This window comes from Nocardia sp. IBHARD005 (genome assembly GCF_052814245.1).
On sequence record NZ_CP199935.1, the window covers coordinates 902,238 to 916,114 of the forward strand.

The 13,877-nt window shown below is 65.2% G+C and carries 16 protein-coding genes and 1 pseudogene; 6 read left to right on the forward strand and 11 right to left on the reverse strand.

Annotated elements, in window-relative coordinates:
* Window positions 1-92 precede the first annotated feature (92 nt).
* Both ACTWPB_RS04055 and ACTWPB_RS04060 read left to right on the forward strand, forming a co-directional pair.
* Window positions 93-467: a hypothetical protein gene (locus tag ACTWPB_RS04055; RefSeq protein ID WP_446224378.1), complete on the forward strand. Its 375-nt coding sequence runs from the start codon at window positions 93-95 to the stop codon at window positions 465-467.
* Window positions 468-1,101: 634 nt separating this feature from the next.
* Window positions 1,102-1,725, forward strand: a complete 624-nt coding sequence (locus tag ACTWPB_RS04060; RefSeq protein WP_446224379.1) for a hypothetical protein — start codon at window positions 1,102-1,104, stop codon at window positions 1,723-1,725.
* Here ACTWPB_RS04060 and ACTWPB_RS04065 read toward each other — a convergent pair.
* The 9 genes and pseudogenes from ACTWPB_RS04065 to ACTWPB_RS04105 form a co-directional block, all read right to left on the reverse strand.
* Window positions 1,627-2,019, reverse strand: a pseudogene (locus ACTWPB_RS04065) (WXG100-like domain-containing protein); the annotation flags it as partial. The gene ACTWPB_RS04060 and the pseudogene ACTWPB_RS04065 overlap by 99 nt on opposite strands.
* Entirely contained in the window at window positions 2,020-2,340 is a 321-nt protein-coding gene (locus tag ACTWPB_RS04070) for a type VII secretion target (protein WP_446224380.1), read from the reverse strand.
* Entirely contained in the window at window positions 2,337-2,843 is a 507-nt protein-coding gene (locus tag ACTWPB_RS04075) for a YbaB/EbfC family nucleoid-associated protein (RefSeq protein ID WP_446224381.1), read from the reverse strand. Before ACTWPB_RS04075 ends, ACTWPB_RS04070 begins: the two co-directional genes overlap by 4 nt.
* A 15-nt stretch (window positions 2,844-2,858) precedes the next feature.
* Window positions 2,859-3,926, reverse strand: a complete 1,068-nt coding sequence (rhuM, locus tag ACTWPB_RS04080) for a RhuM family protein (protein ID WP_446224382.1) — start codon at window positions 3,924-3,926, stop codon at window positions 2,859-2,861.
* A gap of 783 nt (window positions 3,927-4,709) precedes the next feature.
* A complete protein-coding gene (locus ACTWPB_RS04085; protein WP_446224383.1) occupies window positions 4,710-5,105 on the reverse strand; it encodes a hypothetical protein in 396 nt (131 codons plus the stop codon).
* Window positions 5,106-5,130: 25 nt separating this feature from the next.
* On the reverse strand, window positions 5,131-6,591 hold the full coding sequence (locus ACTWPB_RS04090; RefSeq protein ID WP_446224384.1) for a phospholipase D-like domain-containing protein: 1,461 nt from the start codon (window positions 6,589-6,591) through the stop codon (window positions 5,131-5,133).
* A gap of 153 nt (window positions 6,592-6,744) precedes the next feature.
* Window positions 6,745-8,094 (reverse strand): SagB family peptide dehydrogenase, encoded by a 1,350-nt coding sequence (locus ACTWPB_RS04095; protein WP_446224385.1) that lies wholly within the window; start codon window positions 8,092-8,094, stop codon window positions 6,745-6,747.
* A gap of 37 nt (window positions 8,095-8,131) precedes the next feature.
* Window positions 8,132-9,109: an ABC transporter substrate-binding protein gene (locus tag ACTWPB_RS04100; RefSeq protein WP_446224386.1), complete on the reverse strand. Its 978-nt coding sequence runs from the start codon at window positions 9,107-9,109 to the stop codon at window positions 8,132-8,134.
* Window positions 9,110-9,191: 82 nt separating this feature from the next.
* Window positions 9,192-11,225, reverse strand: coding sequence for a M13 family metallopeptidase (locus tag ACTWPB_RS04105; protein ID WP_446224387.1), 2,034 nt, complete (start codon window positions 11,223-11,225; stop codon window positions 9,192-9,194).
* A 303-nt stretch (window positions 11,226-11,528) separates the two neighbouring features.
* Here ACTWPB_RS04105 and rplN point away from each other — a divergent pair, with 303 nt between their 5' ends.
* The 4 genes from rplN to ACTWPB_RS04125 are packed head-to-tail and all read left to right on the forward strand — an operon-like array spanning window position 11,529 to window position 12,972.
* Window positions 11,529-11,897, forward strand: a complete 369-nt coding sequence (gene rplN / locus ACTWPB_RS04110) for a 50S ribosomal protein L14 (RefSeq protein WP_056818394.1) — start codon at window positions 11,529-11,531, stop codon at window positions 11,895-11,897.
* Window positions 11,898-11,899: 2 nt separating this feature from the next.
* Entirely contained in the window at window positions 11,900-12,217 is a 318-nt protein-coding gene (gene rplX / locus ACTWPB_RS04115) for a 50S ribosomal protein L24 (protein WP_056818391.1), read from the forward strand.
* A gap of 1 nt (window position 12,218) precedes the next feature.
* Complete coding sequence (gene rplE, locus ACTWPB_RS04120) at window positions 12,219-12,782, forward strand: 50S ribosomal protein L5 (RefSeq protein ID WP_056818389.1); 564 nt, start codon at window positions 12,219-12,221, stop codon at window positions 12,780-12,782.
* Between the two features lie 4 nt (window positions 12,783-12,786).
* The gene (locus tag ACTWPB_RS04125) at window positions 12,787-12,972 is read left to right on the forward strand and encodes a type Z 30S ribosomal protein S14 (protein WP_056818387.1); all 186 of its coding nucleotides are present in this window, start codon (window positions 12,787-12,789) and stop codon (window positions 12,970-12,972) included.
* A gap of 99 nt (window positions 12,973-13,071) precedes the next feature.
* On the opposite strand, the gene ACTWPB_RS04130 is transcribed toward ACTWPB_RS04125, so the two are convergent.
* Both ACTWPB_RS04130 and ACTWPB_RS04135 read right to left on the reverse strand, forming a co-directional pair.
* Window positions 13,072-13,473 (reverse strand): PIN domain-containing protein, encoded by a 402-nt coding sequence (locus ACTWPB_RS04130; RefSeq protein WP_446224388.1) that lies wholly within the window; start codon window positions 13,471-13,473, stop codon window positions 13,072-13,074.
* Entirely contained in the window at window positions 13,470-13,694 is a 225-nt protein-coding gene (locus ACTWPB_RS04135; protein ID WP_446224389.1) for a type II toxin-antitoxin system VapB family antitoxin, read from the reverse strand. Before ACTWPB_RS04135 ends, ACTWPB_RS04130 begins: the two co-directional genes overlap by 4 nt.
* Between the last annotated feature and the right edge of the window lie 183 nt (window positions 13,695-13,877).

The window sequence follows — 13,877 nt, forward strand, 5'->3', positions numbered from 1 at the left end:
TCGGCGGCGTGCTGGGTGGGGCAGAGGGGTTGGGAGTTGTTGTGGGCGTCGGGTTTGCGGTTTGAGTTGGGGGAGCCGTCGCGGTTGTCGCCGTGGCTGTTGAGGTTTCCGAAGTGGTCGGGCCGGTGGTGTCGGAAGACGTGTGGGTGGGGATGTTCGTTGGGGTTGCCGGTTGCGGGGTTGAATTGGTGGGCGCGGCGGGAGTCGAGGTTGGGGGTTGCTGTGCGGTTGACTCCGGTGTTTGCGGGTTGGCGGGCGCTGTCGGGGTGGTGCCGTTCTCGGCCGTCGGCGGAGTCGGATTCTGCTGTGTTGGTGGTGAATTCGGCGGGGTGCTCTCGGCGGGAGTGTTCGACGGGGTTGGGAGATCCTGGGAAGGGAGGTCCAGTGATGATCCGGTGGGGCTCGGGGGATTCGGTGAGGATGTGTCGCTGAGGGTGGGCGTTTCAGTGGTTGGGTTCGTCGACTGAGGGTTGCTGTTGGTCGGTGTTGATGAGTCAGTGACGCTCGATGGTGTGGCATTGCTCTGGTCAGGGGTTTCGGTGGGCGCGTTGGTGTTCGGGTTCGGCTGGGTCGTGTCGCCGATCGACGGAGTTTCGGTAGGGCTGTTGCTGTTGGGGTCGGATGGCTCGGTGTAGCCAGGCGAGTTCTCCGGGGCTGCCGGGCTATTCGTGGTCGGAGGCGCTGCGGAGTCGGAGGCCCTGTCGCCGTCAGTATTCGATGGTGCGGGGTCGCCCGTGTGCGGAGTTCCGTTCGCGCCGTTGTTGTTCGGAGTCGCGGTAGGGTCCCCAGGTGGGGTGGCGGGTTGCCGTTCTGGGGTGAAGGCGCCTCGTTGCCCACTGTGCCTTGCTCGCCTGTGGATGCCGGTGCGGTCGGGGAGCCGCTGTCGGTTCCGGCTGGGGTAGTGGGCGCGCCGTTCGTTGGATTGCCGCTGTCGGTTCCTGCTGGAGTGGTGGGGGCCGCGCCGTCGGTTGGGCTTGCGGTGTCGGTTCCGGCCGGCGACTGGCTTCCGCCATCTGATGGTGCGTCGGTCCCCGCGGGTGCGGTCGTACCAGGAGCGGCACTACCCAGCTCGGGAACTGTTGGGGCCGTGGCACTTGCACCATGAACGCTGGAATCGATCGCGCTGTGCACACCACCCGCACCGGCACTGGTGAACGTATCCACGCCGATATCGAGTTGGAATTCTCGGCCCAAAAACGCCGCACCGACACCTGCGGCCGCGACCTGAGCAGAGACATCGGCACCCAGTTCGGTGACAGCGCCACCCACGACTTTGCTCGCCGCGCGACCCACTGCCGAGGATGCCGCGTCACCGAGAGCGCCGGTACCACCACCCAATACGCCACCGACCGCGCCACCGACCGCGCCACCGAGAGTCGCCAACCCCAGATCGGTCAACCCGAACTTGTCCAGGGTGCGATCACCGTTGGAGACCTGGATCATCCGGGCGGCGAGATCGACACCGCCTTCTTCGAGGGCCTCCCAGAAAGCGCCGCGCAACGCGAGTCGGGCTGCGGCTTTGGCCGCACCACGGGTGAGCATGCGGGCGATCAATTGACGCACCGCGATCCGGACCGCGATCTGCCCGGCGATCCGCGCGCCGGCCGAGGCGATCAATCCGACACCGGTCCACGCGGTCGCGAGGATCTCGATCGCGGTCACGATCATCGTGCCGATGATCACGAGCTTGGTGTGCTCGATGTCGTTGGCACCGTCGTCGAGTAACTCTGCCTGCGTCGCACACCATTTTCGGACCGCGGCGAAGGCGGCCTGGTCGCCGGACAACAGTTTGTCGCGGAAAGCGTTGATCGCGGTGTGGGTTTCGCCCTCGGAGATCGCCGCCAACACCACGTTCAAGACTTTGGCGGCGTCGTCGTCGACGGTGTTGAGGGTGTTGGCCATCGCAGACCATCCGTCGGCCACTCGACGCATGGCGGTTTCGTCACCGTCGGGCCAATCGCCAGCTCCGAGAATGTATTTCGCGACCCATTGGAGTTCGTCGGGGATGTTGATGCCCATTTACAGCGAACTCGCTGCCTGACCGAGAGCACCGGCCTGGTTGGTGTCCTGGGTTTGGAAGGTGTTGGCGACGGTGACCATGTTCTCCCCCAACTGGGTCATCGTGGTCGCCAATCCGGTCACCGCCTTCTGACCGGGATCGACACCGGGGGTGTAGTTCTTGGCAAACGCGGCACCGATCTCGTCACCACCCCAACACTCACCCTCCGCCGCGATCACCGCAGCGAGAGCCTGGGCCGCGGTCGTGATCGTGGACGCCACCGCGGCGAACCCCGGCTGAGTATTGCGCAGGGCTTCGGGGTCGACGTTGACCGAACTCATCGCAGGTAGCTTCGGTTGCGGAAGTAGTCGCCCTCGTCGTCGTCGCTGTCATCGACGAGGCGCTCGGGCGCCTCCACCACCGGTTCGGGCAGCGGCGGCGGTGGGGGAGTGAGCCCGGCGATCAGGTCTTTCATGCTCGGAGCGCCGGGGACCAGATCGGACAGATCCGGCATCGATGCTGTCAGCGGGCCCAACGCTTGTTCTTGGGTTTGCGAGGTCTGACGCGACAGCTCGGTGATGGCCTCGGTGACCGAACGGCCCAGCGACTCCGGGGTTGCTCGTTTGAACGCGTCGGCCGCGATGTGAACCTCCGATACGCCCGCGATCGTCCCGGACGCGCGAACCATTCCGTCCTCGGACCACACACTCACCAGCTCCGTGGCCTGGGCTTGCGCGTCCAGTAGGGCCGACTTCTCGGCGTTGAAGGTGTCGAGCATCGAGTCGATCTGCGCGCGCAACGCATCGTTGGAAGCCCGCGTCGGCGCCGACCAGTCGTCGTTCATGAGACCCTCGATCTGTCAGAATGCACGTCGATAGATTGGACGCGCGGGAGGCGCCGGAGGTTGCGTGATGTGACGTACATCTCCCGCGGGATGGGGATCTTCAATCTTCACGGCGTCGAAGTATTCGACCCCACTGATCAGTCCGATGAGCGGTTTCGTCGCTGGATCTCGGACTGGATCGCCTCCAGTTCGGCGAGGCCGATTGCGTGCTCCTCGATCTGGCGGCGAGCATCGTCGAACTTCTCGTACCTCTCGGTCGAGATGCAGACTGCTTCGTCTGCCGAAACGCTGCCCGCGTTGCGCAGCACGTTGCGTTCGTTGAAGTCGAGGAACCGCGGTGCACCCGCACACCGCGTACAGCAGCTTGTTCTGGATGGTGGCGAAGAACGTCTGTGCGACCTTGGACTTCGGGTTGTAGTCGACGCTCGACGCCGCGAAAACATCACGGACCTTGACGTAGAAACGCTTCTCGGACGCGCGGATGTCGCGGATACGTTCGAGCAGTTCGTCGAAGTAGTCGAGGCCCTGAGGGTCCTCGAGGCGTGCGTCATTCATCGCAAAGCCCTTGATCAGGTACTCACGGAGAACGGTGGTCGCCCAGCGACGGAACTGCACGCCCCGCGGTGATCGCACGCGATAGCCGACCGCGAGGATCATATCGAGGTTGTAGTGATCGATCTCCCGGGTCACCTCTCGATCACCTTCGACCCGAACAGTCCGGAACTTCCGGATAGTTGCCCCGATCACACATTCGCCGTCGTCGTAGATCGTCTTGATGTGCTCATTGATCGTTCGCACATCTCGGGCGAATAGATCGGCCATCTGACGCTGGGTGAGCCAGACCGTCCCGTCGACGGTGCGTAGCTGCACTTCGGCGCGTCCGTCCTCGGTGTTGTAGACGATGAAATCGCCGACCCCGACCGGAGCCGGAGCGTTGTGGGTGTTCGGTTCATCAGAGTTCGTCATCGATTCCTCCTGCTTGATGTGTACCGGACTGTGCTGACAAGTGCGGTTGAGGACCGGGCTTCGCCCGCACTGCGTTGGACCATGAGGAGCACCCAAGGGTGCCGGTGTCGTAACCATCCCTGCCCGCTTCCCCGCACCGAACCCCGATTTGCGTCCTCGGCCAACACGAGTGGCCCCACGCCTGTTTCGGCGTGTGGCGATGTTGGACCCGGTCGAAGGTGTGCACTCCCGAACCGACCAGGTGCGTACGTGCGAGGCGTACGACGAAGGTTCTCGCAGGAGGCTGGGTGTCAGGGTTGTCTGTCCCTCGGTCGGGCTCTCCGATAACGACCGACAGGAGCGGCCAGGCCCAGGACACGACACAGGTAGCCCGTCGTCCGGGCAGACTTCACCCAGGAAACGCATGAACATCTTGCTGCGCCCGTACGCTCGACGGCATGTTCGACTGGCCCGGCCCGAAAGAGGGTCAGCATCGCCCACGTCGTCAGTCCTGTGACGCCTGTCCCACAGTCCCGATGCCTTGGTCGCGTCCCTCCTGCCGAATACCATCAACCCCGTGAGCATCCGTGGGGGTGGTACGGGAGCGTATCGATGATGGTCGGGCGCGCTATGCGCTTTCGTGTTCGGTGGGTAGTCGGAATTGTGGGGGCGATTGTCGTTGTGAGCGCGGTGTTGGTCGTCGGTTTCCACGAGATACGGCGGGATAAGCCGGGTGAGGCTCGCCGTATTGCCGATGCTGCGATCATTCAAGGTTTTTCGCGTACGTCAGTACAGACTCTGCCTGATAGCCACGCGACTCGCGCGAGTGCGTACTTCATCGGCGCCGCGCCGAGGCCGGACATGCTCGCGCTTGTGTCCGTGCCGACGATTACGCTCGAGCCGCGGGAAGTCAGGCCAGAACTATCTGGGATGAAGCGGGAAACTACCGTCGTTGCGTTCGGGGAGCGTTCGGATGAATGCGGCGCTTCGATCGCTTTCCTTACACCGCCAAGTGTTCGACCAGGAAAAGAAGAGTGGAACCTGACCGCTGAACAACTCGCTGCGGTGCACGCTGGTACCATACTTTTGGTCGCCTTGAGTGTATTCAATTGCGGTCGGTGAATAATTGTCCCGCTTCCAATCCGCTGAAATCAACGTTTCCGAGTAGCGGCACCACGAGCAACATCGACGAAGTTCACTCTGATGGGCGTCGAGCAGGGCCGACTTCTCGGCGTTGAAGGTGTCCAGCATCGAATCGATCTGCGCGCGCAACGCATCGTTGGAAGCCCGCGTCGGCGCCGACCAGTCGTCGTCCATGAGACCCTCGAAGTATTCGACCCCCTCAGCGGTCGGCATCGCCCGCCAGACGTCCCTTCGCCTTACGCCGCAACCTTTTCGCCCATGTCGGCCCAGCTTCGGCCCGGCCTTCCGGGTCCAGAAATTCACTGTCGGCGAAGATGCTCTCCTCCTCGGCGATCTCCTCGCGATCGAACGGCATCAAAGTCCGGCCCGTCTCGCCGCGCAACCGCTCGATGACCTCGATCAACGACCCGTCCCCGATATCCTCGGCCCGACAGCCCAAATGCTCGGCAACCAGATCCGTACGCAACTCCCGGATCTCCGGCGCCACGTCGTGGTCCTGCAATTCCCCGTCGATCACCAGATCGCATTCCGAGTCGAACCCCATCGACCGGTTGTTCAGGTTCGACGACCCGATCCGCAATACCCGGTTGTCCATCACGAATACCTTGGCGTGCACATAGATCGGGCTACCGTCCGCGGCCACCGGGTAGTAGACGCGGAAACGTTGGTGCGCATCGGCATGCCAGAGCAGCCGCAGTAGCCGCTGCCGCGCACCGTCCATCGCTTTCTGCTCGAGCCACCCGCCGGCATTGCGGGGCAAGACGAGCACGATCTCCGGGCAGCCGGGGTCGGCGAGTCGCTCGATGATCGCCTCCACGATCACCCGCGACGCCAGGTATTGGGTTTCGATGTAGATCAGCGAACGCGCGCACCGAATCAGCCGCAGATAGCAGGCTTCGATTTCCCTGACTTCCGCGCAATCCCCGTATTCCGGCCTGCTGCGCGCGATGGCGACCCGCACATCGGTGAAGGTCGGCACCAGGAAGGCCGGCCAGATCTCCCCGACCTCCCCTTGCACCGGTTCCACGGGCGAACCACCCGCGCTCACCCACCGTTCCCGTGCGAGTTCACCTAACGCACGCGCCACCGGCCCCTCCACGGCGGTGGTCACATCGTGCCATGGTCCGTGCTCACGCTCTCCGGGGTCACGACGCCGCGCATCGTGGGCGGGATGTTCACGCGTATCCCACCGCTGCGCCGTCATGTCGATGCCACCGCAGAACGCGAACGCATCGTCGATCACCACGATCTTCTCGTGCTGCGCGGAGCCCACCGGATGCCGCGAATCCGCCATCAGATGCAGTCGCTGTCCGGTTAACCAGTTGGTGATGCTGATCGGCACCATCCCGCGTTGCAGCCCGTAGAGCATGCCGATATTCCATTTGAGCAGATACACGTCGAGTCCGGGTGTCCGCTGCACCAGCCAGGCCAGAAAGTCACCGAGCCGGTTCGGCCCCGGCACCGTGGGCACGCCGCGCTCGAGTTCGATTCGGCTGTCGAAATCCCACCCGATCAACATGATCTGATGCCGCGCACCCAGCATCGCCGCCTTGGCGGTCCGGAAATAGTCAGCCGCGTCGACGATCGGGCGTACCCGATTCGCCTGTTCGATCCGCCAGCACGTCTGCCCCGCCACCACGATCTCATCGCCGCCACTCACCCCGACAGGTTACTCACGGGCGCCCCGGCCGACCATCCTCGAAAACGGTCGCCCGCGAGGCCACGACTCCGGCGGTTCGGTCGGTCGGGGCGCGGCCGATCGGGGTGTGGTGTCGGGCAACCCGGATCATCGATACCCGATGCGATGACCGGATCAGCGGGTCGGTGAGCCGACGATGATGCTGCCGACGTTGCACTCTTCGAGTTCGTCGAGGCCGGTAGCGGCGGCGAAAGCGGTTGTGTCGCTGAAGCCCTGGGCGACGACGCCGAGGTTCATGGCGGTGGCGGCCAGGTAGACCGTCTGCATGAGGACGCCGACGTGTTTGAGAATGTTGGCGTAGGCGACCTGTTCGTAGCTCCACATGACGCGGCCCGCGCGGGCCGAAACCAGCAGCAGGACTTGGGGTTGTGCGCCGCCCGCCAAGGTCGCCGAGGTGGATTTGAGGAGCTTCTGGACGGCGGGGGCGTCGGTGGGGGCGACCGGGCGCAGGGCGTGGTCGGTCGAATCGTAGTGGTACATGCCGTTTTCCAGGCCTGCGACAGTGCGCACCACGGGGTAGATCTCGAGTTCGTAGGCGCCGCCGCCGGAGGGGTAGGGGCGGGAGCCGTCGTCTCGGGTGCGGGCGGTGCGGAACAGCAACTCGCCCAATTGAACTGAGGTGATGGGGGCGGCGTCGTCGAAGGCACGGGTGGAGACGCGGTCTTCGATGGCGGCGGCCAGGCTCGGATCCGATACCCGCAGCGACACCAGGTCCGGCTTCGCCAAGGCGACCGGTTCGCCGTCGAACGACGCACGGCGCAACGGCAATTCGGGGAATTGGCCGTCGGCCCAGCGGGTGGGGCCGAAGTCGTCCCAGGTCACCGTGCGGGCGCCGAGGGTGCTGCGGCGGTGGAACCACAGGTCGGGGGTGTTCCAGGAGCGGGTGGTGAACTCGCGCTCCTCCTCGTCGCCGTCGACCAGGAAACCGCACCACTGCAGGTCGGCCATGAACTGGGTTTTCACGGCGGCGGGGACCGGGGAATCGGCGGCGAGCGGGCCGTCGAGCAGGGCGAGCAGGCGGGGGTCGTGGATGCGCAGGTCGCACCACGACTGGGGGTGTTCGAGCACAAAACCCTGGTTGTCGCGGTGCAGGACAGCGAATTTCGACAGGGTCGCCGACCAGGTGGGCAAGGCCACCGCGGGGCGCGGGGCGGGGTCGGCGAAGGGCCGGATGCTGTAGAGATCGCGGCCGCCGTCGCGGACTGTCACCGACAGCCAGCCGCCGTCGGTGAGCTTGCGCATCAGGGCGGTGATGTCGTCGCCCGCCGCCGCGGTCGCCATCTCCGCCGCGGTCGCCGGGCCCTGGTTCAGGGTTTTCAGCGCCCGCAGCGCCCCCGCGCCCAGACCGGTCAGCTTCTCGTTGCGCGGCGGGTTCAGCAGCACCGCGCCGGCGGGAGTCGTCAGGCAGGTGACGCCCGCGCGCAGGGCGAAGCGGGTCTGGGCGGGGTAAGCGGAGGCGAGCACGGTGAAATCCTCGGGGTAGAACCGGTCTGGGCAGAACCTATTTCGCGGCGGCGGCGAAGGCGGGCTCGAGCTTGTCCAGCATGTACGGCACCGACAGCGCGCTCGGCTGGTTGATCGCGCTGATCTCCTGCGTGGTCAGGAACACGACCGAACCCTTGCGTACCGACGGCAGATCGGCGTAACCCGGCAGCTGCCGGTACTTCTCGTCGAGGCCGGGGGAGTAACCGGCCAGCAGCAGATCGGCGGTGAGCTCGTCGACCTTCTCCGGCGACAGCGCCAGGCGGCCCTGATTGGCGGGCAGCGCGGTGAGGTTGGCCGGGATGCCCATGCCGAGTGCGGTGAACACCTTGGCCGAACCGTCGTTGGGGTCGGTCAGCACCATCAGCTGCGCGGGGCTCGCGAGCCAGGTGCTGGCGAAGGTCTTGCCCTTCAGGCCCGGGTTGGCGGTGACGATGGCGGCGATCTTGTCGTCGACCTTCTTGATCGCCGCGCTCGCGTCGGACTCCTTGTGCAGCACCTTGCCCAGCGCGGTGACCTGGTCCTGCCACGGGGTGACGGCGTCCTTGGTCAGCGCGGGCAGGGTCGGGGCGACCTTGGACAGGTCGTCGTAGGTCTTCTGGTCGGCGATGAACGGGTCGGCCAGGATCAGGTCCGGCTCGAGCGCCGCGACCTGCTCGGCGATATTGCCGGTGGTGTTGAGAGCGGTGGCCGACTTCAGGGACTCCGGCGTCCACGGCGGGGTGCTCTTGGACACCGCGGAGACGTTGTCGATGTAGCCGACGGGCACCACGCCGAGCGCCAGCGAGCTGTCGAGCCACTGGTTGCCCAAGGCGACGATCTTCTTCGGCGTACCGGGCACGGTGGTCTCGCCGCGGGCGTGGGTGATGGTCACCGCTTCGCCCGAGGCGGCCTCGTCCTCGGTGGAACCGCAGGCGAGGACGCCGAAGGCGAGGGCACCGGCGAGCGCGGCAACCGCCGCGCGCCGCCAGCCGCGCGAAGTCCGAACAGTCGTCATGGGTGCACCCTCCGTAGAGCAAGTTCCAGCATAAGTCAGCCTAGGCTAACCTACGTCGCTTGCCGGAGGGAAGCGGTCGCCCCTAGAGCGTGACGCGCTGGTCCTGTGGCATGAACAGCTTGTCGCCTTCCTTCACTTCGAAGGTGGTGTAGAACTCGGCGATATTGCGGACCACCTGGTTGCAGCGGAACTCGTTGGGGGAGTGGGTGTCCTGCAAACCCTGCAGGGTCGCCTCCTCGGTCTGCTTGTCGCGCCACTGCCGCGCCCACGAGAAGAACATGCTCCGGAAGTCGGGCTGCTCGCCGGACCGCTGGGCCACCTTCTCATAAGCGGCCAGCGCGATCTGCAGGCCGCGCAGGTCGGCCAGGTTCTCGCCGACGGTCAGCGCGCCGTTCACGTGCTGGCCCTCGGGCGCGCCCTCGGGCACGAGCACGTCGTACTGGGCGATGATCTGCTGGGTCTTGGCGCCGAACGCCGCGAGATCCTCTGGCGTCCACCAGTCACGACGGTTGCCGTCGCCGTCGTACTTGGAGCCCTGGTCGTCGAAGCCGTGCCCGATCTCGTGGCCGATCGTGGAACCCACCGCGCCGTAGTTGACCGCGGCCTGGGCGTCCTTGTCGAAGAACGGGGGCTGCAGGTAGGCGGCCGGGAACACGATCTGGTTGGTGGTCGGGCTGTAGTAGGCATTCACCGTCTGCGGCGACATGCTCCACTCCATCTTGTCCACCTCGGTGCCGAGACGGGCGAACGCGCGCTTGGACTCGAAAGCGTTGATGGCCAACAGGGATTCGATCAGTTTGCCGCGCGTGATCTGCACCGGCGAGTAGTCGACCCACTTGTCCGGGTAGCCGATCTGGGTGGCGATCTTGTCCAGCTTGGCGATCGAGGCCTCGCGGGTCGGCTGGGTCATCCAGGTCGAATTGGTGAAGTTGTCGCGGTAGGCGGCGGTGAGGTCGGCGACCATCTCCAGCGCGCGCTCCTTGGCCGCGGGCGGGAAGTGCTTGTCCACGTACAGTTTTCCGAGCGGTTCGCCGAGATTGCTGTCGACCACACCCACCGCGGAGCGCCACATTTCCGGCTTCTCCTCCAGCCCGCTCATCACCCGGCCGAAGAACTCGAAGCGCGCGTCGGCGATGGCCTTGGGAAGGAAGCGGGCATAGGAATCGGCCACGTGCATCTTGAGGTAGTCGCGCCACTGGGCGATATCGACCTCGGCCCACAGCTGCGCGGCCGCGGAGACGAACGAGGGCTGACCGACCACCATCTTGTCGAACAGCGACTTGGGCCGGTCGGTCATCCCGGCCAGCCACGGATCCCAGTCGAACTGCGGGCCGAGCGCGGTGAGTTCCTGCCAGCTCATCAGGTTGTAGGTGGCGTCGGTATTGCGCAGGCGCACGCTGTCCCAGTGCGCGGCGGCGATCCGCTTCTCCAGATCGAGCATCCGCTGCGCCACCCCGGCCGGATCGGACAGGCCCAGGCCGGCCGCCAGCTGCTCGAGGTAGGTCTGATAGGCCACGAGCTGGGCGGCGAACTCGGGCTTGCGGTAGTACTGCTCGCTCAGGATGAGCCCGGACTGGCCGACGCTGGGGATATAGGCCTTGGAGTTCTTGCGGTCGATGCTGATACCCATCCCGACCAGCCCGGCGATCGGCGCCTCGGCCATCACCTTCGCCAGCTCGGGCTTGCCCGCCGCCTTGTCGATCGCGGCGAACAGGCCGGTCAGCGGCGTGATACCGAGGCGTTCGATCCCATCGAGGTCGAGGCGCGCGTCGTAGAGATCCTTGATCTGCTGCGCCTCCGAGCCGTGCTGGGGATCGGAGATGCCCTCGATGATCGCGCGCAGCTGGTCCAGGGTCCGGTCGTTGGCGTCGGTGATCGCGCCGACCGAGGCCTTGTCGGGCGGGAGCTGGTAATCGCGCAGCCAGGTGCCGTTGACATGGCGGTACAGGTCGTCCTGCGGGCGGATGGTGGGGTCGCCGCCGCCCAGGTCGACGCCGGTAAGCCGCACTTCGGGAGCGTCGGAGGAACACGAGGCCAGCGCTGCGGCCACCGGGACGAGGCCCATGGCGATCAGGAATGCGCGACGATCCAACGACGGACGACCGGACGATGTCACAGAGTGTTCCTTCCCCGATGCGATGCCCGCACCCCGATGCTTGTTGCGATCCAGCTCGCACAGGCTACCGGCGCGACGCTGTCTTCGGCGGGGTTGCGACGCGGGTCGACCCCGATTCGGTTCGCCCCGAGGGTTCGCCTACACTAGAACGGTTGCCTGCGGGAGCTCTGCGCTCGCAATCCGGCAGTGAACCCCCAGTGGAAGGTATTTCCGCTGGCAGGCGCGCGTCCGGAGGGTGACTGACCATGTGCGTCGGGTCGGCAATCCGGCGTACGTATACATCCAGGTCCAGGAGGTGCTGAAGTGATTCAGCAGGAGTCGCGACTGCGCGTCGCCGACAACACCGGGGCGAAGGAAATCCTTTGCATCCGCGTGCTCGGTGGCTCGTCGCGTCGCTATGCCGGTATCGGTGACATCATCGTCGCCACCGTGAAGGACGCCATCCCCGGCGCCAACGTGAAGAAGGGCGACGTCGTCAAGGCTGTCGTCGTTCGCACGACCAAGGAGCGTCGTCGTCCGGACGGTTCCTACATCAAGTTCGACGAGAACGCTGCCGTGCTGATCAAGCCGGACAACGACCCTCGTGGCACCCGCATCTTCGGCCCGGTCGGCCGTGAGCTGCGTGACAAGCGCTTCATGAAGATCGTTTCGCTGGCCCCGGAGGTGCTCTGACTATGAAGGTGCACAAGGGTGACACCGTGCTCGTCATTTCGGGCAAGGACAAGGGCGCCAAGGGCAAGGTCATTCAGGCCTTCCCGGCGACCGGCAAGGTTCTCGTCGAAGGCGTGAACCGCATCAAGAAGCACGTCGCGGACTCCGCGAACCAGCGTGGCGCGTCCTCGGGTGGCATCGTCACCCAGGAAGCCCCCATCCAGGTTTCCAACGTGATGGTCGTCGACTCCGACGGTAACCCGACTCGCGTCGGCTACCGCACCGACGAAGAGTCCGGCAAGCGCGTCCGGATCTCCCGTAAAAACGGGAAGGACATCTGACATGACCACCTCTGAGCAGACTCAGCCCCGGCTGAAGGCGCGCTACCGCGCCGAGATCAAGGACGCGCTGAACGGCGAGTTCGAATACGCCAACGTGATGCAGATCCCCGGCGTCGTCAAGGTCGTCGTGAACATGGGTGTCGGCGATGCCGCCCGTGACGCGAAGCTGATCAACGGTGCCGTCAAGGACCTCGAGCTGATCACCGGCCAGAAGCCCGAAATCCGTAAGGCCACCAAGTCGATCGCGCAGTTCAAGCTGCGTGAGGGCATGCCGATCGGCGCGAAGGTCACCCTTCGTGGCGACCGGATGTGGGAGTTCCTGGACCGTCTCGTGTCCATCGCGCTGCCCCGTATCCGCGACTTCCGCGGCCTGTCGCCGAAGCAGTTCGACGGCAACGGCAACTACACGTTCGGCCTCAGCGAGCAGTCGATGTTCCACGAGATCGACGTGGATTCCATCGACCGCCCGCGCGGTATGGACATCACCGTGGTCACCACCGCGACCAACAACGAAGAAGGCCGCGCGCTGCTGAAGCACCTCGGCTTCCCGTTCAAGGAGAACTGAGCACATGGCTAAGAAAGCACTGCGCATCAAGGCGGAGGCCAAGCCTAAGTTCGCCGTCCGCGCCTACACCCGCTGCCAGCGTTGCGGTCGCCCGCACGCGGTCTACCGCAAGTTCGGCCTGTGCCGTATCTGCGTCCGCGAAATGGCGCACCGCGGTGAGCTCCCGGGCGTGCACAAGAGCTCCTGGTGAGCTTGCGCTCTTCAGTGAGCCAACCCGCCTAGGCGAATATCGAATCAGGGCACGGACTCTCGATTGAGAGTCCGTGCCCTGTCGGCGTTTTCGTGGATGTCAGTCGATGCGTTGAACGGGCTGTCCGGTGAGACGGGCGATGGTCTCGTAGTCCGAATCTGCATGCAGCACAGTCAATTTGTGGTGACTGGCGGTTACCGCGACAAGTAGATCGACTGGGCTCGCGCACTGATGCCAGCCCTTCTCTGCGAGGCGATCCTGCAGCTGAGCGGAATGCTCCCAGCAGGAATCGGGCATCGAGAAGTAGGGAAAAATCTCGTGTAGCAGACTGGCCGCCTCATAGTAAGCGGGACGTCCACCCGCGGCACGCAGGTATTCTTGGCGAACAGGTTCGCAGATCCCCAACAGGCCGGAGCTGGCCAACTGGTCCCATTGCGCACCGGTCTGGCCTCGAAAGAATCGCACCAGGGCGCTGGTGTCGGCGAGGAACCGTTCGGTCACGCCGCCGACTCATGACCTGGGCGTGCTGGCTCGACTTCGGGAAGATCGATCTCGCCATTGGCTACCAGCGCCCTCATCCGGGCGATCGCCTCAGCGCGGCGGCGGCGATCGATGATCTCGCGCAACGCGGCGTTGACTGTGTCCTTCTTGGTCGATGTTCCCAGGTATCGAGCCGCCTCGGCTAGCGCGGCGTCATCGAGATCGACCACTGTCCGTGCCATCTGTACCTCCGGTTGATATCTATTTTTCGAATAGTATATCCACGCAGCGGCTAGCGGTCTACCAGCAGAAACGGTACTCTCCACTGCCCTGGCACTCCTGCTGGTAGTCCCACTGGTCAGACACGTCGGAGTTGGGGATCGACGCGCCGGCCGCGCCGCCGGGGTGAAGTCCGTGTCTTCGTG